Origin of the sequence: Vibrio sp. ZF57 (genome assembly GCF_001691235.1) — a bacterium.
Taxonomy (GTDB): Bacteria; Pseudomonadota; Gammaproteobacteria; order Enterobacterales; family Vibrionaceae; genus Vibrio; species Vibrio crassostreae_C.
Genome location: NZ_MAKD01000012.1, coordinates 13,670 through 34,401 on the forward strand (window position 1 = coordinate 13,670; position 20,732 = coordinate 34,401).

The window sequence follows — 20,732 nt, forward strand, 5'->3', positions numbered from 1 at the left end:
CTTTTCTTTATCCAATCTCGAACCACAGATTAACTCAGTTTAACTGCTTGAATTCACAATACAGTTAAGCCACTCATAGATAGGTACTGATATGTCAGGTGATAGAAAACGCGGCTTCCTTCGCCCTGAAGAAGATAATACGGTTGCCCAACCTCAGAAATGGGGGCTGCCTGACTACACCTCTGACGTGAGCAAACAAGCCAAAGAAACCGCTTTTAACTACGACCCTAGTTGGATGCCAACGGTTGAAGAAGCCATTGAAGATGAAGAGCTGGTTCTGACTGAAGAGCAAATCGAGCTGATTAAACAAGGCGCTTATCAGGAAGGGCTGCATCAAGGCCAAGAGGCGGGCTTTAAGCAAGGCTATGAAAAAGGCAAAGAAGAAGGTTTTGCTGCCGGTCACGAAGAAGGCAACGAAGCCGGCAAGCTTGAAGGCGTAACCGCGGGTCAAGAGTACATTCAACAGCAGGTGGCCGTCTTCATGGGGCTGGCAAACCAGTTCGCTCAACCATTAGAGTTGATGAACGCTCAGGTGGAGAAGCAATTGGTCGACATGGTGCTTACCATGGTCAAAGAAGTGGTTCATGTTGAAGTGCAAACCAACCCACAAATCATATTAGATACCGTTAAAGAATCGGTAGAGTCGTTGCCGATTTCTGGTCACGCAATCACATTGAAACTCAATCCGGAAGATGTGGCGATCATTCGCTCTGCGTATGGCGAGACTGAATTGGACTGCCGTAATTGGACGCTGGTCGCAGAGCCAGCACTCAACCGTGGTGATGTACAAATTGAAGCGGGTGAGTCGAGCGTTAACTACCGCATGGAAGATCGTGTAAAGAACGTTATTCAAAATTTCTGCGGCGCAAATCGTCACCAAGGTCATGAGTAATGCTTGAGTTAGCGAATCGTCTCAGTCAGTACAAAGTCGAGGGGCTAAAATCGCGACCAATTGCCTCTGGTAAATTAGTACGCGTTGTTGGCTTAACGCTTGAAGCGACCGGCTGTAAAGCGCCAATCGGCAGTTTGTGTTTAGTCGAAACCATGTCTGGTCAGATGGAAGCCGAAGTCGTCGGTTTCTCTGGCGATAACCTATTTTTGATGCCGAGTGAGCAAATCACCGGGATCTTACCTGGCGCTCGCGTCACGCCAATGACTACCGAAAGTGGTATCCCTGTTGGAATGGAACTGCTCGGTCGAGTGATCGACGGCGTAGGTAATCCACTCGACGGTTTAGGTCCAATCTATACAGAGCAACGCGCTTCATTTAATGCGGAGCCAATCAACCCGTTAGCTCGTAAACCGATTTCTGAACCACTCGATGTCGGCTTGAAAGCCATTAATGGTTTGCTAACCGTGGGTAAAGGGCAACGTATCGGTCTGTTTGCTGGCTCTGGTGTCGGTAAATCCGTAACTCTGGGCATGATGACTCGAGGCACAACTGCGCAAGTAGTGGTCGTAGGCCTAATCGGTGAGCGTGGACGAGAAGTTAAAGAATTTATTGAAGAGATTCTTGGTGAAGATGGCCGTAAGCGTTCGGTTGTTGTTGCCGCTCCTGCCGACTCATCACCATTGATGCGCTTAAAAGGCTGTCAAACCGCGTTGGCTGTCGCCGAGTACTTCCGCGACCAAGGCTTAGATGTTCTGCTACTCATGGATTCATTGACCCGTTTTGCTCAAGCTCAGCGTGAAATTGCTCTGTCTGTGGGTGAGCCGCCAGCAACCAAGGGCTATCCGCCATCAGTCTTCGCTAAGCTTCCTGCGCTGGTGGAACGAGCAGGTAACGGCAATGATGAACAAGGTTCTATCACGGCTTTCTTTACCGTGTTAACCGAAGGCGATGACTTACAAGATCCGATTGCGGATGCGTCGCGAGCAATTCTCGATGGTCACGTTGTGTTATCTCGTGAGATGGCCGATGCCGGTCACTACCCAGCGATTGACGTTGAGAAATCCGTCAGTCGTGTTATGCCGCAAATCACCACTGAAGAACATGTCTTGATGTCGAAAGCGGTAAGGCAAGTGCTGTCTATCTGCCGTAAAAACCAAGATTTGGTGTCGATTGGTGCTTACAAGCCAGGAACGGATCCAGCAATCGATAGTGCCTTCACGTTGAAACCAAAACTGGATGAGTACTTGCAGCAGAAGATGAAAGAGACCGTCCCATACGACATGTGCGTCAACATGTTGAAACATGTATTGGGTGGCTAACGGGTGAATAAGGTTAGTCATGGATAACGCATTAGAATTTTTGCTCGATCAAGCCAAAGATCAAGAGAACCAAGCGGTACTTGCGCTCAACAAAGCGAACTCTGAGCTGCAAGGCTACTATGAGCAGGTTGCGCAGATTGAAAAGTATCGACTGGATTACTGTCAGCAGCTCGTTGACCGCGGCAAGGCAGGCTTAACGGCGAGCCAATATGGTCACTTGAACCGCTTCTTAACTCAGTTGGATGAAACATTATCCAAACAGAGAGAAGCCGAGCACCACTTTAAAAATCAAGTCGACAACTGCCAAAGCTACTGGATGGAGTTACGCAAAAAACGTAAATCCTACGAGTGGTTGATGGAGAAAAAGCAGAAAGAGAAAGCAAAGCTGCAAGATCGAAGAGAACAAAAGCAAATGGATGAGTTTTCGACTCTGTTATACAGCCGAAAGAAGATGTGATCCTAAGCCACGAATGACGTCAGTGCTGTTCTCTATATTGTGAAAACCGAACTTATAGGCATGTTTCTTGCTCCGTTTTATATAAAATTGCGCGTTATGCCCACCAAAGGCATGAAAAGCATCCGACTTTCTTTTTGTTGCCTGATTCATGGCAGCAAAGCTAGTAGATAGAGCTTGTATATATGAATGTTAGTCTTTCCTCAAATTCAGCGACCAACAAAATGTCATCGTTGTTGGACACCGGTTCTGCCTCTTCCAAGGTAGAAGAAACCGGCGACTCTAAAGGTTTCTTTGAGTCCTTTAAAGAAGCGCTTGGCTTTGAAGAAAGTGGCAGTAAAGCCGCAGCAAAAGACACAGAAAGCACTGCGAAACCTGATACTAAACAGACATCTACCGAAGGTGAAGCGTCAGCCGAAGCGAACAAAGGTGATTCCGCTGAATCAAAGGCTACTGACGAAGTGAGCGAAGCGCAAAGCAAGCAAGCAGCTTCAGAAGTAGAAGGCGAGAAAGCTGCTGATAAAACATCAGCAGAGGCTGCGTCTGGATCTGAGGCTCAGCTCAAAGCCAATTCGGGCACTGATAGCACTGTCGCTGATAAGACTGTTGCAGATAAGGCAGATGGTAAAGATGCGCAGGATACGACTAACGAATCTAAAGAACATATTGCTCAATCCCAAACTCAGGGTCCATCAGCGGTAGATGGTGCTACGCAGGCATCGCAAGCCAATGCAGCGATGAGCGAAGGCAATAAATTGCTTGGTCAATTGGATGAGGCAAACAAAACCCTAAATCAAGCGCCAAACGGCAAAGGCTTGCCTCAGCAAGGTCAGGTAGAACAAGCCCAAGGTAATATCACCGGTGCTTCTGTTGCAGGAGTTTCCGTTACGGATAAGGCGACACAACAAGCTAAGGCTGCAAATCAGGAGAAGAGCCTTGAAGTCGATTCTGAAATCGCTGTACTTACCGGAGGTAAGGGTGTTTCTCAGCTAACTGATACTGAAATTCGACAGTTGATGGATAAAGGCGTCACTCCAGAACAAATTGAAGCCAGTATGAGCCGAGAGCTGAGCCAAAAGAATGCAGCTAGTGCGGTTGCTGCCGAGCAGAGCCAAGCATTGTCAGCCGTGGATATTGAACTGGCAAAGCAAGTAGATGCCCATACCAAAGCGCTAAACCAATTGAATGGACAAATCGAATCAGAGCAGTCTGTTGTCGATAGCTTGCTTGATAAGCAACAAAGTGGCGCTAAGTTGACGGTTGATGAGCAAGCCGCTTTGGCTAAAGCGACCTCTAACCTAGACCTGTTGAATCAACAGCTCGCTAACGTTCAACAACAAGTAACAGCTTTGCTAAGTCAAGCTCCGGCTGCGAACAGTGCGTCTGGTGAACCCACTGCTATCGATTGGGATAATACGGATTCAAGCGAAACTAAAGCCTTAGCTGCGGCAGCATCAACAGCAGCTGTAGCGACGGCTACACAACAAGTGTCAGCGCAGGCCGCTTCTCAATCAGCAAACAATGCTCTTACGGACAAGGCGGCAATGCTGCACGCCAATAATGCACATGCAGCCCAACAGGCCGCAGCTCAACAAGCTAATGTGGCTTCACCTCAGCAGCAAGCAACGTTGGATCCAGCTTTAACCGCGCAAGGAATGGCGATGAATGCAACGCCAGCTGCCACAAAAGCAGGCTCGACTGATACGCTTCTTAAAGCGGGCGCCGGTGCAGCAGCACTGTCTGGTTTGGGTAAAGCGGGTGCTAAAGAAGATTCTAAAGATTCGACCTTTGCTCAGCAGATCGCTTCTGCGGCTGGTGCACAAGGTACGGCAACGGTGGGTTCAGCACCTACGCGAGCTGAAATTCAAGCTGCTCAACAAGCGCCCTTACAGCTCACCAAAGAGCTAGCCAATGAGCAAGTGGCTGAAAAAGTACAAATGATGATGTCTAAGAACCTTAAGAACTTGGACATTCGTCTCGACCCACCAGAATTGGGCCAAATGAAAATCCGCATGACCATGAATAATGACGTGGCAAACGTGCACTTTACGGTGAGTAATCAGCAAGCGAGAGATGTGATTGAACAAACCTTACCTCGCTTGAGAGAGATGCTTGCTCAGCAAGGTCTGCAGCTTGCCGATTCGTCTGTTCAACAACAGAACTCCGGTCAGGGACAAGATAGATACAACAATGGTGAGCAACAATCCGGCGCTAACCGCACAAATGATACGCAAGGTGATGAAAACCTTGATAGTGACAGCAATCTTGAATTGAATGTCGCATCAAAGCGTGATGGAATTAGTTATTATGCCTAATATCAGGCTAAGAACGCTTGGTTAATAGAAAAAACCAGTTAATAAAAAGAACCATCAGTTAATCGCAAGAACAGGAAGTTAGAGTAAGATATGGCCGAAGAACAAGATGCACCTAAAGGGAAGAGCAAGCTCCTTATAATTATTATTGCCGTAGTTGTGTTACTGCTTGGTATAGGTGGTGCGCTGTACTTTTTCTTAGGTTCTGACGATAGCGCCTCTGAATCTCAGTCTCAGCCAGCAACGGCTGTGGTCGCTGCAGAGCCGGTTATGTATGTTAATATTCCTCAGCCCTTCTTGTTTAATGTGACAGGTGACAAAAAAGATCGCCTAGTTCAGATAAAAGCACAGCTCATGGTACGTGGCAGTAAGAATGAAGACCTGGCTCGTTACCACTCTCCACTTGTAGAAAGTACGCTACTGGCCACGTTCGCTTCGGCAACGGTTGATCAATTGCGCTCACCAACAGGCCGCGTGGAACTGCGTAATAAGGCAACAGAAGATATTAAAGCAAGCCTGGCTCAAGCTGTTGGCCAGCCTGTGATTGAAAAAGTGTTATTCACTGACTTCGTAATTCAATAGGTAATTTGTGACCGATTTATTAAGCCAAGACGAAATTGATGCGCTGTTACATGGCGTTGATGATGTTGAAGAAGTTGAAGATGTCTTAGAAACCGAAAATGACAATGCGGTCAATTTCGACTTCTCATCTCAAGATCGAATCGTCCGTGGTCGAATGCCGACCCTTGAACTTATTAACGAGCGCTTCGCACGTCATATGCGTATCAGCTTGTTTAATATGTTACGTAAAACGGCTGAAGTGTCGATCAACGGCGTACAGATGATGAAGTTTGGTGAGTACCAAAACACATTGTATGTACCCACCAGTTTAAACATGGTTCGTTTCCGTCCATTGAAAGGTACGGCACTCATCACCATGGAAGCTCGTCTGGTTTTCATTCTCGTAGAGAACTTTTTTGGCGGTGATGGTCGTTTCCACGCCAAGATTGAAGGTCGTGAATTCACGCCTACTGAAAGACGAATCATTCAGTTACTGCTGAAAATTGTTTTTGAAGATTACAAAGAAGCTTGGTCGCCAGTGATGGGGGTTGAGTTTGAATACTTGGATTCCGAAGTGAACCCAAGTATGGCGAACATTGTGAGCCCAACCGAAGTGATTGTTGTGAGTTCGTTCCACATTGAAGTGGATGGCGGTGGTGGTGACTTCCACGTTGTCATGCCTTACTCCATGGTTGAGCCGATCCGTGAACTGCTTGATGCGGGTGTTCAATCAGACAAGATGGAAACCGATGTTCGTTGGAGTACCGCACTGCGTGATGAGATCATGGATGTGCCCGTCAATTTCCGCGTGAATTTGCTAGAGCAAGATATTTCCCTTCGTGATCTGATGGAGCTGCGCCCTGGTGATGTTATCCCAATGAACATGCCTGAGCACGCAACCATGTTTGTCGAAGAACTGCCGACTTATCGTGTGAAAATGGGCCGTTCTGGTGAGAAGCTTGCAGTACAGATTTCGGAAAAAATTCAAAGACCACATGTGGTTAAAACTGATCTCGCTTTTCTAGGTAAAGACTTATTGTCTGAGCTCGAAAACAGTGATGATGACGACGAATAGTAAAATAGATAAAAGTATAGGAATTGGTAATGGAACCTAGTGAAGATCAAAAGCTAGCAGACGAATGGGCTGCAGCACTTGGTGAAGATCCTTTAGCGCCGTCAATTGATGTTGATGATGTGCTTGCGGCACCACTTGATGAGCTAACCGATTCATCATCTCCGATTTCTGAAGATGAGCGTCGTAAGCTGGATACCATTATGGATATTCCAGTGACTATTTCGATGGAAGTTGGTCGCTCTCAGATCAGTATCCGTAATTTACTTCAGTTGAACCAAGGTTCGGTTGTTGAGCTAGATAGAATTGCTGGTGAGTCACTGGATGTGATGGTAAACGGTACCTTGATTGCTCACGGTGAAGTGGTTGTAGTAAACGACAAGTTTGGTATTCGCTTGACTGACGTTATTAGCCAGACAGAACGAATTAAGAAGCTGCGTTAATGAGCTTTTTGTCTCAAAGACTTGCGGGCTCTTTTCTCGGAATGACAGGTTTGTTACGAGGAATCTTGGGAGTAGGGCTATTAACGGCTCCTTCCATTGCCTTTGCAGCAACACCGCCTTCTCTCGATTTAGCGACCACCTTTGGGTCGCTAATTTTCGTTATAGCCTTCATTTTATTTATTGCTTGGCTACTCAAGCGAATGCAAGTACCTGCGATGTCGAATCAACAAGGTTTGGCGATTGTTAGGCAAATCCCTGTTGGTACTAAAGAGCGTATCGCTATTGTGCAAGCGGGTGATGAACAGTTCTTGGTAGGGATTACCACACAATCGATTCAGCTGATCTCTAAGCTCGATAAACCTCTTACTCAGGAGATGCTGGAAAAAAGTACATTTTCAAGTCAGCTTTCCCAGCTAATAAAAAAAGATGCAAACAAGTAACGGACTTTTGAACTCCTCTTACTTTCACCAAGCCGGAGCTTTCCGAGCGGTGAAAGTGTGGTTGGTTCAGCTTATTCTCCTATGCTCAATCGTATTCAGTGTGTCGGTATTTGCACAAGCTGAAGACGGCACCGTCATTCCTGCGAATACCGCTGGCTCGGAATCGGTCACTATCAGCACGATGGAACAAGACCAAGCCAAATCGACAACCATGACCACGGGCAGCTTGACTGGCAATGGTGGCGGCATACCTGCCTTTACCATGACAACCAATGCCAATGGCGGTGAAGACTACTCGATTAACCTGCAAATTCTCGCGTTAATGACCATGCTTGGCTTCTTGCCGGCGATGGTGATTTTGATGACATCGTTCACTCGTATTGTGGTTGTGATGTCTATCTTGCGTCAGGCGATGGGTCTACAACAAACACCGTCTAACCAAGTCATTATTGGTATCGCGATATTCTTGACCTTCTTCATCATGTCGCCAGTGATTAATCAAGTTAACGAACAAGCAGTTCAGCCTTATCTTAATGAACAGATATCGGCACGACAGGCATTTGATGTTGCCCAAGAACCGATTAAATCCTTCATGCTCAAGCAGACTCGAATCAAAGATCTTGAAACCTTTGTTGAGATTTCTGGCGCGGAAGTGACTAACCCTGAAGATGTTTCGATGGCGGTTCTGATTCCAGCATTTATCACATCGGAATTAAAAACGGCTTTCCAAATCGGATTTATGCTGTTCTTGCCTTTCCTAATCATCGACTTGGTGGTGGCATCGGTATTGATGGCTATGGGTATGATGATGTTGTCACCGATGATTGTATCGCTGCCGTTTAAGTTGATGCTGTTTGTTCTTGTTGATGGCTGGAACTTGATACTCTCCACACTCGCCGGCAGTTTTGCCTTGTAGCTGGGGGAATAATGAATCCTGAAATATTCGTAGAGTTGTTCCGAGATGCCCTTTGGATGGTATTAATCATGGTTTGCGCCATCATTATTCCTAGCCTGCTGATCGGTTTGGTTGTGGCTGTTTTCCAAGCTGCGACCTCAATCAACGAACAAACCCTGAGTTTCCTGCCGCGTTTGATCGTAACTTTGTTGGCGTTGATGCTATTCGCACACTGGATGACCCAGATGATGATGGAGTTCTTTTTTGAGCTCATCGAACGCTTGCCGCAAGTTCTGTATTAAACCGATATGGAATACCCAACGAGCCTTGTACTAGAGTGGTTAGCCAATTATTTTTGGCCATACACTCGCATCTCAGCGATGCTGATGGTGATGACGGTAACAGGGGCACGCTTCGTGTCGCCGCGTATTCGTCTGTATTTAGGCTTGGCGATCACTTTTGCGGTGATGCCTGCGATTCCGGACGTTCCCAAAGAGATTGAACTTCTGTCCTTTCAAGGCTTCCTGACTGTCTTCGAGCAAATTGTGATTGGCGTGGCCATGGGTTTTGTTACCCAGTTCATGATTCAAACCTTTGTTATGCTGGGTCAGATCCTCGGTATGCAATCGAGCTTGGGTTTTGCATCAATGGTCGACCCGGCTAACGGGCAAAATACGCCGGTACTTGGTCAGCTGTTCATGCTGCTAGCGACCATGTTTTTTTTGGCGACCGATGGTCACTTGAAAATGCTGCAGCTGGTGGTGTTTAGTTTTAAGACCTTGCCGATTGGCAGTGGCTCTCTAACCTCTGTGGATTTTCGAGAGCTCGCGTTGTGGCTCGGCATCATGTTCAAAACGGCATTAGCGATGTCATTGTCGGGGATTATTGCGCTGCTAACGATTAACCTTTCTTTTGGTGTAATGACGCGTGCGGCACCTCAGTTAAACATCTTTTCTTTGGGTTTTGCATTTGCGCTACTCGTGGGTCTGTTGCTTTGTTGGTACATCCTTGGCGGCTTATATAGTCACTATGAGCTATTTTGGATGCAGGGCGAACAACAGATATGTCGTCTAATCCGGTTAGATTGCTAGGAGACTGAAATGGCAGAGTCAGACGGTCAAGAACGCACAGAAGACGCCACGCCCAAACGCTTGCAACAGGCCAAAGAGAAAGGGCAGGTTGCAAGGTCAAAAGAGCTAGCGTCAGCGTCGGTACTTATTGTCGGTGCAATTGCATTAATGTGGTTTGGCGAATCGATGGCGAAGGCTTTGTTCGAGGCGATGCAACGCCTGTTCTCTTTGAGTCGCGACGAGATCTTTGACACTAACAAACTCCTAGAAATCGCTGGTGGTGCACTGGTGAACCTGCTGTTCCCGCTGTTTTTGATACTGATAACTTTGTTTGTTGCTGCCGTCATCGGCGCTGCGGGTGTCGGTGGGATTAACTTCTCAATGCAAGCGGCGATGCCAAAGGCGTCTAAGCTCAACCCACTCAGTGGTATCAAGCGTATGTTTGGCCTGCAAAGTTGGGTTGAACTGCTCAAGTCTATTCTTAAAGTAGCGCTCGTATCGGGGATGGCGATTTATCTGATTCAAGCCTCTCAGCATGATTTAATGCAGCTGAGTATGGATGTGTACCCGCAGAACATCTTTCATGCCTTGGATATCTTGCTCAATTTCATCCTGTTGATCAGCTGCTCACTGCTGATTGTGGTGGCGATTGATATCCCGTTCCAGATCTGGCAACACGCCGATCAATTGAAGATGACCAAACAAGAAGTCAAAGACGAATTCAAAGACACTGAAGGTAAGCCGGAAGTGAAAGGCCGAATTCGCATGCTTCAAAGGGAAGCGGCTCAGCGTCGCATGATGGCTGATGTCCCTCAAGCGGATGTGATTGTGACCAACCCGGAACACTTTTCAGTGGCGCTGCGCTATAAGCAGAATCAAGACAAAGCACCAATTGTGGTTGCTAAAGGTGTCGACCACATGGCGATGAAGATCCGAGAGATTGCGCGTGCAAACGACATCTATATAGTTCCAGCGCCGCCATTGGCGAGGGCGCTTTATCACACCACTGAGCTAGAACAACAAATTCCTGACGGTCTGTTTACGGCAGTTGCGCAAGTGCTTGCATATGTTTTCCAGCTTAAACAGTACCGAAAACGAGGTGGTGAGCGACCAAAACTGCAAGATTCTAATATGCCGATCCCACCTGATTTACGTCATTAGATCAATTGCTTGAGCTCTGCGTTATGAACCCTGATAATAGTGAGCTAGCTAATCTTCCTTTTATAGAGGTGATGGCGATAATTTGACGTGAGATGTTGGTACAGTGTTTGCTGTAGTAGCCTGAACATTATAAGCCCATAGCAAAACAGCCCTGACTAAGATCTAATCCACTTGTTCAGAGAGCTACAACATAGCGAAACTGTCTAGATTTATGAAATTCTCCCTGCCTTTTGTGGACAAGCTACCTAAAATCCCTAACCGTGCCATGCCTGCGATTGGTGCACCTGTTATGGTACTTGCAACGCTTGCTATGGTGGTGTTGCCCATTCCAGCTTTCTTGTTGGATATGTTCTTCACCTTCAATATTGCACTGTCTATGGTTGTACTATTGGTATCGGTTTATACCCGCAGGCCTTTAGATTTCGCTGCATTCCCGACCGTCCTGCTGATTGCGACTCTACTTCGATTGGCCTTGAACGTTGCTTCGACACGTGTGGTATTGCTCCATGGTCACGAAGGTGGCGACGCGGCAGGTAACGTGATTGAAGCCTTCGGTAACGTGGTTATCGGTGGTAACTACGCGGTTGGTTTAGTGGTGTTCTTGATTCTTATGATCATCAACTTCATGGTTGTAACCAAAGGTGCGGGTCGTATCTCGGAAGTAAGCGCGCGTTTCACGTTAGACGCCTTACCGGGTAAACAGATGGCAATCGATGCCGACTTGAACGCAGGTTTGATCGACCAAGACCAAGCGCGTCTGAGACGTTTTGAAGTCACCAAAGAAGCTGACTTCTACGGTTCGATGGACGGTGCTTCTAAGTTTGTTAAAGGCGATGCGATCGCTGGTATCTTAATCTTATTCATCAACATCATTGGTGGCTTGAGCATTGGTATGGCTCAGTTTGATCTTGGTTTTGGTGAAGCAATCGAAATCTACACGCTACTGACTATCGGTGATGGTCTGGTTGCACAAATTCCATCTCTATTACTGTCTATTGCAGCTGCGATGATGGTAACGCGCCAAAATACTGATGAAGATATGGGTGAGCAACTTGTCTTCCAGATGTTCGACAATCCAAAAGCCTTGATGATCACCGCCGCCATCCTTGGCATCATGGGTATTGTTCCGGGTATGCCACATTTCTCGTTCTTGAGCCTTGCCATCGTTGCAGGCGCGGGGGCGTATTACATCGATAAAAAGAACAAGAAGAAGGCGGAAGAGCCTAACCTTCCGGCGACAGTTGAAGCGAATGGAGAAGTAGGCTCTCAGAAGGAGCTCTCTTGGGATGATGTTCAACCTGTCGATATTATTGGTTTAGAAGTGGGTTACCGTTTAATTCCTTTGGTTGATAGAGACCAAGGTGGTGAATTGCTTGAACGCGTTAAAGGTGTGCGTAAAAAGCTGTCTCAAGACTTTGGTTTCTTGATCCCAGCGGTACACATTCGCGATAACCTAGAACTGACACCAAACAGCTACCGTATTACCCTGATGGGTGTTGCTGTGGGTGAAGCTGAGATTAAGCCAGACATGGAGCTCGCGATTAACCCGGGCCAAGTCTATGGCATGATCGATGGCGAGCCGACGATTGACCCTGCCTTTGGCCTTGAAGCGGTTTGGATTCGTGAAGAGCAGCGTGAACACGCACAAGCTCTAGGTTATACCGTTGTAGATTCTTCTACAGTACTGGCGACACACCTTAGCCAGCTGCTAACCAACAACGCATCACAGCTTATTGGTCATGAAGAAGTTCAGAACTTGCTTGAGATGCTCAGCCGCTCAACACCTAAGCTGGTTGAAGGTTTTGTACCGGATCAATTGCAGTTGGGTGTGGTTGTGAAAGTACTACAGAACCTGCTGAATGAAGCGATTCCAATTCGTGATATTCGAACCATAGTCCAAACTTTGTCGGAGTATTCAGGTAAGAGTCAAGAACCTGACATACTTACTGCGGCGGTTCGTATCTCATTGAAACGACTAATTGTTCAAGAAATCAATGGTATAGAACCAGAATTGCCAGTGATAACTTTGATTCCTGAGCTGGAACAAATCTTGCATCAAACCATGCAGGCATCCGGCGGAGAATCTGCTGGTATTGAACCTGGTTTAGCCGAACGTTTACAGACCTCCCTCAGCCACGCTACACAAGAGCAAGAGCTGAAAGGTGAGCCCGCGGTACTATTGACCTCTGGCGTGTTGCGTTCGACTCTGGCTAAGTTCGTGAAGAACACGATCCCAAGCTTACGAGTCTTGTCTTACCAAGAAATACCGGACGAAAAGCAGATACGTATCGTACAAGCTGTTGGTAATTAAGCCGCCTAATTAGAACGGACAATCGAATTGAAAATTAAACGATTTTTTGCAAAAGATATGCGAACGGCTCTGCTCCAAGTTAAAGAAGAACTTGGTTCAGAAGCTGTGATCATGTCTAACAAAAAGGTCGCAGGTGGCGTGGAAATTGTTGCCGCTATTGATGGCGAATCCAGCCCGTCGACAGCGAGCCAGAGATTAAATAAACCTCAGCAGCCTGCACAAAGCCAATATACGCAAATGGCCGCGCCCGCTGGGCGACGTCAACTAGACGATGACAAGGTTAGCCTACAGTCGAATGTTGAAGGTGGACGCTCAATGACTAAGCGCTTTGCGAATATGCTTAAGCAATACAGTCATGGCGCCGATGATGAGCCACAGCATCGTGCAGAAAATGAAGATTCATTGTCAGCATTGCTCAATCGCCAATCAAGCACGGGCCATAAGCCTCATAGTCATCAGACTCAAAGCAATTTGCAGTCTCATGGCCATCAGCAATCTCACGGTAACCAACAGTCTCACGGAAATCTTGATTCTGCATTTGCTCGTGAAACGGGTTTGTCTAAGTTGATTGCTGAAGACCGCAGAGTAGAGCGCCCGACACCTCGCTTGGATCCTACCCGTTATGATCGTGGTCGAGAGAACACTCAGTCCAAAGGTTCTGATACTGAAATGGAAACGATGCGCGAAGAGATGACCTCAATTCGTCGTCTGTTAGAGCATCAAGTTTCTGGGTTGATGTGGCAAGAAGTTGAGCGCCGTGAACCACTGAGAGCCATGCTTATTAAGCGCCTTGAACGTATGGGTGTATCTGCAGAGCTTGCCGATCAAATGGCTTGCTACATTCCTGAAGATACTAAACCTGCACGTGCATGGAAGGCTCTGTTAGCTCTGGTTGCTGACCAAATCTCCGTTACACAAAAAGATATTTTAAAACGCGGCGGTATTGTGGCTCTACTTGGCCCAACCGGCGTGGGTAAAACAACGACTGTTGCAAAGCTAGCTGCACGTGCTGCCATGGAATATGGCGCTGATAACGTCGCACTAGTGACAACTGACACATATCGTATAGGTGCACATGAGCAGTTATCGATCTACGGCCGAATTATGGGTTGTCCTGTAAGAGTTGCTAAAGATTCTAGCGAACTGGCCGATGTAATATATCAGTTACGTAATCGTCGCCTGATTCTGGTCGATACTGCAGGCATGGGACAACGAGATGTTCGCCTATCTGAGCAGTTAGACACATTGATGCAAGAGAGTGGTTCCGTTATCAATAGCTACCTTGTGTTGCCTGCAACCGCGCAACGCAAAGTGCTGCAAGAAACAATTGAACACTTTAGAAGAATCCCGTTGTCGGGATGCATCATGACTAAGCTGGATGAATCCCTAAGTCTAGGTGAATTCATCAGTGTCGTAATACAAAATGCATTACCAGTTGCTTACATAGCAAATGGTCAACGAGTTCCTGAAGATATCGTTATAGCTCAGCCAAAGTACATGATTGCTAAGGCTAATGAGCTATTAGAAAAATCTACAGAGAATGAACCTCATTACTGGAATAGCGATTCTGAAGGGCTCTAGGCGGCGGATAAATATGAATGAAAATATGATACATGACCAAGCTAGCGGCCTCCGTCGCTTAACCAAGCCTTCACTCACAAAAGTTATCGCTGTAACCGGTGGTAAGGGAGGCGTTGGTAAATCTAATGTGACGTTAGGTATGGCTATTTGCATGGCGCGCCAAGGCAAAAAAGTCATGGTGCTAGATGCCGATTTAGGACTAGCGAACGTCGATATCATGCTAGGTATTCGTTCTAAACGAAACCTTGGGCATGTGTTGGCTGGCGAATGTGAACTTAAGGATGCGATTGTCGAAGGGCCGCACGGAATTAAAATTATTCCAGCGACATCGGGCACTCAAAGCATGACTGAACTTTCACACGCACAGCATGCTGGTTTGATTCGCGCATTCGGTTCGCTTGAAGACGAGATGGATATCTTGTTGGTTGATACCGCAGCCGGTATTTCGGACATGGTGATCAGCTTCTCAAGAGCGGCGCAAGACGTGGTTGTCGTGGTATGTGATGAACCTACCTCGATCACGGATGCATATGCTTTGATTAAGCTTTTAAGCAGAGAACACCAAGTTCAGCGATTCAAAGTTGTTGCAAATATGGTCAGAAGCTACCGCGAAGGCCGAGAATTATTTGCAAAGTTGACTTTGGTCACAGAGCGCTTCTTGAATGTGAGCCTCGAACTCGTAGCATGTATTCCTTTAGATGATAAAGTACGTCAATCAGTCAAGAGACAGAAAATCGTAGTCGATGCGTTTCCTCGCTCTCCAGCTGCATTGGCAATCAGCTCTTTGGCTAACAAAGCCTTGACCTGGCCAATACCAAAAACACCGAGCGGACACTTGGAGTTCTTTGTTGAAAGGCTGCTGAATCGTACTGAATTTATAGAGGAACCATTTGGTGAATAAAGCGCTTACTTACGACCAACACGCTAATCACAATAGCCAACAGGCTTTTTTTGAGAAGTACTCTGTGTTGGTTAAACGTATCGCTCATCACTTGTTGGGGCGATTACCGCCTAATGTATTGGTTGATGACTTAATTCAAGCTGGCATGATCGGCTTGATTGAAGCGCAACAAAACTATGATGGTACCAAAGGCGCAAGCTTTGAGACGTATGCTGGTATTCGGATTCGCGGGGCAATGTTGGATGACATTCGCCGTGGGGACTGGGTGCCGAGATCGGTTCATAAGAACAATCGAGAAATCAGCAGTGCAATTGCGGAATTAGAGGGTATCCTCAACCGCGACCCGAGTGATGCCGAAGTGGCAAAACACATGGGGCTCAGTTTAGAGCAGTATCACAGTGCTTTAACTGACATTAATTGCTCAAGACTGGTTGGAATTGAAGATTTAGGCGTCTCAGATGATGTAATATCTCCGAATGAAGACTCTCAAGATAATACGCCTTTTCAAGGGGTTGCTGATGAGTCATTCCGCCAAGCTTTGATCGATTCGATAAAACAACTTCCGGAAAGGGAAGGCCTTGTGCTTTCGCTTTATTACGACGAAGAACTCAATTTAAAAGAGATTGGGGAAGTGTTAGGTGTCAGCGAATCTCGTGTCAGCCAAATACTGAGCCAATCTATGCAGCGTTTACGCACTAAGTTAAGTGCTTGGACACAGAACGACTAACAACACTGATCCTATTCAGTGGAGGCTAATTTGAACAAAAACATGAAAATTCTCATTGTTGATGATTTTTCAACGATGCGCCGAATTGTTAAAAACCTACTTCGCGATTTAGGTTTCAACAACACTCAAGAAGCAGATGATGGCTTGACCGCGTTACCTATGCTGAAAAAAGGCGAATTTGATTTCGTGGTAACTGACTGGAACATGCCAGGCATGCAAGGGATTGACCTGCTTAAACACATTCGCGCAGACGCAGAACTTAAGCACCTTCCAGTGCTTATGATCACAGCTGAAGCGAAGCGTGAGCAGATCATCGAAGCTGCGCAAGCGGGTGTTAATGGTTACATTGTGAAGCCTTTCACTGCTGCAACGCTGAAAGAGAAACTTGATAAGATTTTTGATCGCTTATAAGCATCAATAAATTTAGGCACTTCTAGGTAAACACTGACTGATAAGTTATCTGTTTATCTCGATAGCCTAAGCGCACAAAGTATGCGGAGTAAGGCCGAATTCAGGATGATTTCATTAGAACAAGCAAAAAAATTAGTAGAGCTGCTTGAGAACGATGAGCAGCAAAATGCTGATTCTCTTGTGAGAAGCATTTATGAAGATAACTTTAGTCTTCAAGACAATCCAATGCTTCAAGAAATAGGAAGTCTGACACGCGACCTCCACGACTCTTTGACTCAATTCAATTTCGATGAACGCATCAGCGTTATCGCAAATGACGAAATCCCTGATGCAAGGGATCGCCTTCAGTATGTCATTGATAAAACGGAAGTTGCGGCAAATAAGACGATGGACGCTGTCGATCGCTGTATGCCAATCGCAGACAACCTACACGAGTGTTTACTTCAAGTAAGGCCTCAATGGAATGAACTGATGCATGGCCGCATTGAGCTGGCACAATTTAAAGCTTTATGTCACCGCATTGATGGATTGCTTGTCCAAGTAGAAGGCGACAGTACTGAACTACGCGGACAATTGACTGAAATCTTGATGGCTCAGGATTTCCAAGATTTAACTGGGCAGATAATCAGCAAAGTTATTACCTTGGTGAATGAGGTGGAAGGACGTTTGGTCGAGATTCTCACGGTATTCGGTGCGAATCAAAAAGAGCCAACTCCAGAGTCAGAGAAGAAAGCATCGATTGCGCCTGAAGGTCCAATTATGAACCCAGAAGAGCGCGAAGACGCTGTCGCATCTCAAGATGAAGTCGACGATTTGTTATCCAGTCTTGGATTTTAAAGGTAACGTATGAGCTACGATTTAGACGAAGATATTCTTCAGGACTTTTTAGTCGAAGCAGGAGAGATCCTTGAACTCCTATCAGAACAACTGGTAGAGCTTGAGAATAACCCTGACGACAAAGACCTATTAAATGCTATTTTCCGTGGTTTCCATACAGTAAAAGGTGGTGCTGGTTTCCTAGCATTAACTGAGCTGGTGGATACTTGTCATGGTGCCGAGAATGTGTTCGACATTCTGCGAAACGGCCAACGCAGCGTAACATCAGGTTTGATGGATACCATGCTGCAGGCGCTAGATACAGTCAATGTACAGTTTCGCGCCGTGCAAGATCAGGAACCTTTAGTGCCAGCCGACCAATCTTTATTGGATGAACTTCACCGTCTCTGTAAACCAGAGTCTGCGGATGAAGTGGCACCAGTAGAAGCGCCTGCACCTATTATCCCTGAACCTGTTGTTGCAGCGCCTGAGCCTGTTATTGCTCCGGAACCTACTGCTGAAAGCTCAAACATCAATGCATCTTCAATCGATGATATCTCTGAAGATGAGTTTGAACGCTTGCTTGATGAGCTTCACGGTAAAGGTGGTTCACCAACAGCGCCTTCTGCACCAACACCGCCGCCAGCACCCGCTGCACCTCAGTCTGTTGCTGACAGTGGTGATATTACTGATGACGAATTTGAAAAGTTATTAGATGAATTGCACGGTGCGGGTAAGAGCCCGACAGCGGCAAGTTCAACGCCTCCTCCACCGCCAACGCCGCCAGCAGCACCTGTTTCGGCGATGTCTGAAGGCGATGATCTGATGACTGACGAAGAGTTCGAGAAGTTACTTGACCAACTACATGGCTCAGGTAATGGACCTTCGATTGAAGAATTGGATGCCGCGACTAAGCCAGCAGAAGTTAAGGCAGTAGCACCTCAAGCTGCGCCTAAACCTGCTGCGCCAGTTGCCGTTAAAGCTGAGCCAAAACCGAGCGCTCCAGCAAAAGCTGAAGTTAAAGTGCCGGCTAAGAAGCAACAAGCTGAAGCGACAGTTCGTGTTGATACATCAACACTGGACACCATCATGAACATGGTGGGTGAACTGGTATTGGTGCGTAACCGACTAGTCAGCCTAGGCCTCAACAGCAACGACGAAGAAATGTCGAAAGCTGTCTCTAACTTAGATGTTGTTACTGCAGACCTTCAAGGTGCGGTAATGAAGACTCGTATGCAGCCGATCAAGAAAGTATTTGGTCGCTTCCCACGAGTTGTCCGTGACCTTGCTCGTAGCTTGAAGAAAGACATCGTTCTTGAAATGCGTGGCGAAGAAACGGACCTTGATAAAAACTTAGTAGAAGCACTTGCTGATCCCCTGATTCACTTGGTGAGAAACTCTGTCGATCATGGTATTGAAATGCCAAACGACCGTGTTGCTGCGGGTAAATCACAAACGGGTAAAGTGATTCTGTCTGCCTCTCAAGAAGGTGACCACATTGAACTGGCTATCGTTGATGACGGTGGCGGTATGGACCCTGATAAGCTTCGTGCTATCGCGGTTAAACGTGGCCTGATGGATGAAGATGCAGCGTCTCGCTTATCAAATAAAGAGTGTTTCAACCTGATTTTTGCTCCTGGCTTCTCAAGCAAAGAGCAGATCTCGGATATCTCTGGTCGTGGTGTGGGCATGGACGTTGTGAAAACAGCGATCAACACACTGAACGGCTCTATTGATATTGATTCAGAAATGGGACAGGGCACCAAGATCACCATCAAGGTTCCACTAACCCTAGCGATTCTACCAACCTTGATGGTCGGTGTTGCCGGTCATCCATTTGCATTGCCATTGGCTTCTGTAAACGAGATCTTCCACCTAGATTTAAGCCGCACAAACGTGGTTGATGGCCAGCTGACGATTATCGTTCGCGATAAGTCTATTCCGTTGTTCTACTTGCAAAACTGGCTTGCCCCTAAAGCGGGTATTGTTGAGCTGCGTAAAGGGCACGGCCATGTTGTTATCGTACAACTTGGTAGCCAACGTGTTGGTTTTGTTGTCGATACGCTTATCGGTCAAGAAGAAGTCGTGATCAAGCCGCTTGATAAGCTTCTGCAAGGCACGCCAGGAATGGCAGGTGCGACAATTACAAGTGACGGACACATTGCATTGATTCTAGATGTGCCGGACTTGTTGAAGCAGTACGCAGCTGCGTCAAGAATTTAATTTAAGGATAAATATGGCGATTAAAGTATTAGTCGTTGATGATTCGAGTTTCTTTCGTCGTCGCGTTAGCGAGATCATCAACTCAGAGGCTCGCCTAGAAGTCATTGATGTAGCAGTAAACGGTAAAGAAGCCGTTGAAAAAGCGAAACAGCTAAGACCTGACGTAATCACGATGGATATTGAAATGCCTGTCATGGACGGTATCACTGCCGTTCGTGAAATCATGGCCGCGTCTCCAACGCCTATTTTGATGTTTTCATCGTTAACGCATGATGGAGCGAGAGCAACGTTAGATGCGTTAGATGCAGGTGCTCTCGACTTCCTTCCTAAGAAGTTTGAAGACATTGCACGTAACCGCGACGATGCAGTTGCATTGCTTCAACAGCGTGTGATTCAGATTGCAGCGAAGCGTGCGTTTATGCGCCGTGCTCCTATTGCGCCGAGAGCGACTGCGACGACAGCAACATCTACGCCATTGCGCCAACCGATTTCAACAGCAGCTTCGACTTCGACAGCGAAGCCTGCGGTTGCATCAACGGCGAAATTCAGAGCGTCAGGTAAGAAGTATCAATTAACAGCAATTGGTACGTCGACTGGCGGCCCTGTTGCTCTACAGAAGATTTTGACTCGCATCCCTGCTAACTATCCACACCCAATTGTGTTAGTTCAGCATATGCCAGCAACATTCACTGCTGCTTTTGCGAGCCGATTGAACACCTTGTGTAAGATTGAAGTTCGCGAAGCGCAAGACGGTGATGTGTTAAAACCTGGCGTGGCGTATCTTGCTCCGGGTGGTAAACAGATGATGGTGGATGGCCGCGCAGGGTCTGCACGTCTAAGAATTATCGATGGCGGCGACCGCATGAACTACAAGCCTTGTGTGGATGTCACATTCGGCTCTGCAGCGAAGATCTACGGCGACAAAGTGTTGTCTATGATCCTGACTGGTATGGGCGCAGATGGTCGAGAAGGTTCGCGTATGTTGAAAACTGCGGGCTCGACAATTTGGGCACAAGACGAAGATAGCTGTGTTGTATATGGTATGCCTCAAGCTGTAGCAAAAGCTGGCATTTCTACTGAAGACCTCCCTCTAGACCGTATCGCGGAAAGGATCTTGGTCGAAGTTGGGTTAGCTTAGGTAAA

20 protein-coding genes are annotated in these 20,732 nt (G+C 46.9%); all 20 read left to right on the forward strand.

The features are described 5' to 3' along the window. The first annotated feature begins 91 nt into the window (after positions 1 to 91). The 20 genes from fliH to A6D97_RS01265 all read left to right on the forward strand — a co-directional run bounded on the left by fliH (position 92) and on the right by A6D97_RS01265 (position 20,727). A complete protein-coding gene (fliH, locus tag A6D97_RS01170) occupies positions 92 to 892 on the forward strand; it encodes a flagellar assembly protein FliH (protein ID WP_017060681.1) in 801 nt (266 codons plus the stop codon). After that, positions 892 to 2,211 carry a flagellar protein export ATPase FliI gene (gene fliI, locus A6D97_RS01175; protein WP_017060680.1) on the forward strand — a complete coding sequence of 440 codons (1,320 nt, stop codon included), beginning with the start codon at positions 892 to 894 and terminating at the stop codon, positions 2,209 to 2,211. Before fliH ends, fliI begins: the two co-directional genes overlap by 1 nt. Before the next feature lie 19 nt (positions 2,212 to 2,230). Then, positions 2,231 to 2,668, forward strand: a complete 438-nt coding sequence (fliJ, locus tag A6D97_RS01180) for a flagellar export protein FliJ (protein WP_017060679.1) — start codon at positions 2,231 to 2,233, stop codon at positions 2,666 to 2,668. Between the two features lie 182 nt (positions 2,669 to 2,850). Beyond that, positions 2,851 to 4,980 (forward strand): flagellar hook-length control protein FliK, encoded by a 2,130-nt coding sequence (locus A6D97_RS01185; protein ID WP_065583661.1) that lies wholly within the window; start codon positions 2,851 to 2,853, stop codon positions 4,978 to 4,980. A 90-nt stretch (positions 4,981 to 5,070) separates the two neighbouring features. Continuing rightward, on the forward strand, positions 5,071 to 5,559 hold the full coding sequence (gene fliL, locus A6D97_RS01190; protein ID WP_017060677.1) for a flagellar basal body-associated protein FliL: 489 nt from the start codon (positions 5,071 to 5,073) through the stop codon (positions 5,557 to 5,559). A gap of 7 nt (positions 5,560 to 5,566) precedes the next feature. Next, a complete protein-coding gene (fliM, locus tag A6D97_RS01195; RefSeq protein WP_017060676.1) occupies positions 5,567 to 6,613 on the forward strand; it encodes a flagellar motor switch protein FliM in 1,047 nt (348 codons plus the stop codon). 29 nt (positions 6,614 to 6,642) lie between these two features. Next, positions 6,643 to 7,053, forward strand: a complete 411-nt coding sequence (gene fliN / locus A6D97_RS01200) for a flagellar motor switch protein FliN (protein WP_004736208.1) — start codon at positions 6,643 to 6,645, stop codon at positions 7,051 to 7,053. Next, positions 7,053 to 7,493 carry a flagellar biosynthetic protein FliO gene (fliO, locus tag A6D97_RS01205; protein ID WP_017060675.1) on the forward strand — a complete coding sequence of 147 codons (441 nt, stop codon included), beginning with the start codon at positions 7,053 to 7,055 and terminating at the stop codon, positions 7,491 to 7,493. Before fliN ends, fliO begins: the two co-directional genes overlap by 1 nt. Further along, positions 7,480 to 8,409 carry a flagellar type III secretion system pore protein FliP gene (fliP, locus tag A6D97_RS01210; RefSeq protein ID WP_170791796.1) on the forward strand — a complete coding sequence of 310 codons (930 nt, stop codon included), beginning with the start codon at positions 7,480 to 7,482 and terminating at the stop codon, positions 8,407 to 8,409. The genes fliO and fliP overlap by 14 nt, the downstream gene beginning before the upstream one ends. An 11-nt stretch (positions 8,410 to 8,420) precedes the next feature. Further along, complete coding sequence (gene fliQ / locus A6D97_RS01215; RefSeq protein ID WP_029235191.1) at positions 8,421 to 8,690, forward strand: flagellar biosynthesis protein FliQ; 270 nt, start codon at positions 8,421 to 8,423, stop codon at positions 8,688 to 8,690. 6 nt (positions 8,691 to 8,696) lie between these two features. Further along, complete coding sequence (gene fliR / locus A6D97_RS01220) at positions 8,697 to 9,479, forward strand: flagellar biosynthetic protein FliR (RefSeq protein ID WP_065583662.1); 783 nt, start codon at positions 8,697 to 8,699, stop codon at positions 9,477 to 9,479. 9 nt (positions 9,480 to 9,488) lie between these two features. Beyond that, positions 9,489 to 10,619, forward strand: a complete 1,131-nt coding sequence (flhB, locus tag A6D97_RS01225; RefSeq protein WP_017060671.1) for a flagellar biosynthesis protein FlhB — start codon at positions 9,489 to 9,491, stop codon at positions 10,617 to 10,619. 211 nt (positions 10,620 to 10,830) lie between these two features. Further along, positions 10,831 to 12,930, forward strand: coding sequence for a flagellar biosynthesis protein FlhA (flhA, locus tag A6D97_RS01230; RefSeq protein ID WP_017064115.1), 2,100 nt, complete (start codon positions 10,831 to 10,833; stop codon positions 12,928 to 12,930). 27 nt (positions 12,931 to 12,957) lie between these two features. Beyond that, a complete protein-coding gene (flhF, locus tag A6D97_RS01235) occupies positions 12,958 to 14,511 on the forward strand; it encodes a flagellar biosynthesis protein FlhF (RefSeq protein ID WP_065583663.1) in 1,554 nt (517 codons plus the stop codon). Positions 14,512 to 14,524: 13 nt separating this feature from the next. Then, complete coding sequence (locus tag A6D97_RS01240) at positions 14,525 to 15,412, forward strand: MinD/ParA family protein (protein WP_017060668.1); 888 nt, start codon at positions 14,525 to 14,527, stop codon at positions 15,410 to 15,412. Beyond that, positions 15,405 to 16,139 (forward strand): RNA polymerase sigma factor FliA, encoded by a 735-nt coding sequence (locus A6D97_RS01245; RefSeq protein ID WP_017060667.1) that lies wholly within the window; start codon positions 15,405 to 15,407, stop codon positions 16,137 to 16,139. Before A6D97_RS01240 ends, A6D97_RS01245 begins: the two co-directional genes overlap by 8 nt. Before the next feature lie 42 nt (positions 16,140 to 16,181). After that, positions 16,182 to 16,550 (forward strand): chemotaxis response regulator CheY, encoded by a 369-nt coding sequence (gene cheY, locus A6D97_RS01250; RefSeq protein WP_016767062.1) that lies wholly within the window; start codon positions 16,182 to 16,184, stop codon positions 16,548 to 16,550. Positions 16,551 to 16,655: 105 nt separating this feature from the next. Continuing rightward, positions 16,656 to 17,387: a protein phosphatase CheZ gene (locus A6D97_RS01255; RefSeq protein WP_017064113.1), complete on the forward strand. Its 732-nt coding sequence runs from the start codon at positions 16,656 to 16,658 to the stop codon at positions 17,385 to 17,387. A gap of 9 nt (positions 17,388 to 17,396) precedes the next feature. Continuing rightward, positions 17,397 to 19,589: a chemotaxis protein CheA gene (locus A6D97_RS01260; protein WP_065583664.1), complete on the forward strand. Its 2,193-nt coding sequence runs from the start codon at positions 17,397 to 17,399 to the stop codon at positions 19,587 to 19,589. A gap of 13 nt (positions 19,590 to 19,602) precedes the next feature. Then, positions 19,603 to 20,727, forward strand: a complete 1,125-nt coding sequence (locus A6D97_RS01265) for a chemotaxis response regulator protein-glutamate methylesterase (RefSeq protein ID WP_017060664.1) — start codon at positions 19,603 to 19,605, stop codon at positions 20,725 to 20,727. Positions 20,728 to 20,732 lie beyond the last annotated feature (5 nt).

Coding starts and splice junctions, on each gene's coding strand:
- fliH (WP_017060681.1), top strand. CDS start 92: ATGTCAGGTGATAGAAAACGCGGCTTCCTTCGCCCTGAAGAAGATAAT.
- fliI (WP_017060680.1), top strand. CDS start 892: ATGCTTGAGTTAGCGAATCGTCTCAGTCAGTACAAAGTCGAGGGGCTA.
- fliJ (WP_017060679.1), top strand. CDS start 2,231: ATGGATAACGCATTAGAATTTTTGCTCGATCAAGCCAAAGATCAAGAG.
- A6D97_RS01185 (WP_065583661.1), top strand. CDS start 2,851: ATGAATGTTAGTCTTTCCTCAAATTCAGCGACCAACAAAATGTCATCG.
- fliL (WP_017060677.1), top strand. CDS start 5,071: ATGGCCGAAGAACAAGATGCACCTAAAGGGAAGAGCAAGCTCCTTATA.
- fliN (WP_004736208.1), top strand. CDS start 6,643: ATGGAACCTAGTGAAGATCAAAAGCTAGCAGACGAATGGGCTGCAGCA.
- fliO (WP_017060675.1), top strand. CDS start 7,053: ATGAGCTTTTTGTCTCAAAGACTTGCGGGCTCTTTTCTCGGAATGACA.
- fliP (WP_170791796.1), top strand. CDS start 7,480: ATGCAAACAAGTAACGGACTTTTGAACTCCTCTTACTTTCACCAAGCC.
- fliQ (WP_029235191.1), top strand. CDS start 8,421: ATGAATCCTGAAATATTCGTAGAGTTGTTCCGAGATGCCCTTTGGATG.
- fliR (WP_065583662.1), top strand. CDS start 8,697: ATGGAATACCCAACGAGCCTTGTACTAGAGTGGTTAGCCAATTATTTT.
- flhB (WP_017060671.1), top strand. CDS start 9,489: ATGGCAGAGTCAGACGGTCAAGAACGCACAGAAGACGCCACGCCCAAA.
- flhA (WP_017064115.1), top strand. CDS start 10,831: ATGAAATTCTCCCTGCCTTTTGTGGACAAGCTACCTAAAATCCCTAAC.
- A6D97_RS01240 (WP_017060668.1), top strand. CDS start 14,525: ATGAATGAAAATATGATACATGACCAAGCTAGCGGCCTCCGTCGCTTA.
- cheY (WP_016767062.1), top strand. CDS start 16,182: ATGAAAATTCTCATTGTTGATGATTTTTCAACGATGCGCCGAATTGTT.
- A6D97_RS01255 (WP_017064113.1), top strand. CDS start 16,656: ATGATTTCATTAGAACAAGCAAAAAAATTAGTAGAGCTGCTTGAGAAC.
- A6D97_RS01260 (WP_065583664.1), top strand. CDS start 17,397: ATGAGCTACGATTTAGACGAAGATATTCTTCAGGACTTTTTAGTCGAA.
- A6D97_RS01265 (WP_017060664.1), top strand. CDS start 19,603: ATGGCGATTAAAGTATTAGTCGTTGATGATTCGAGTTTCTTTCGTCGT.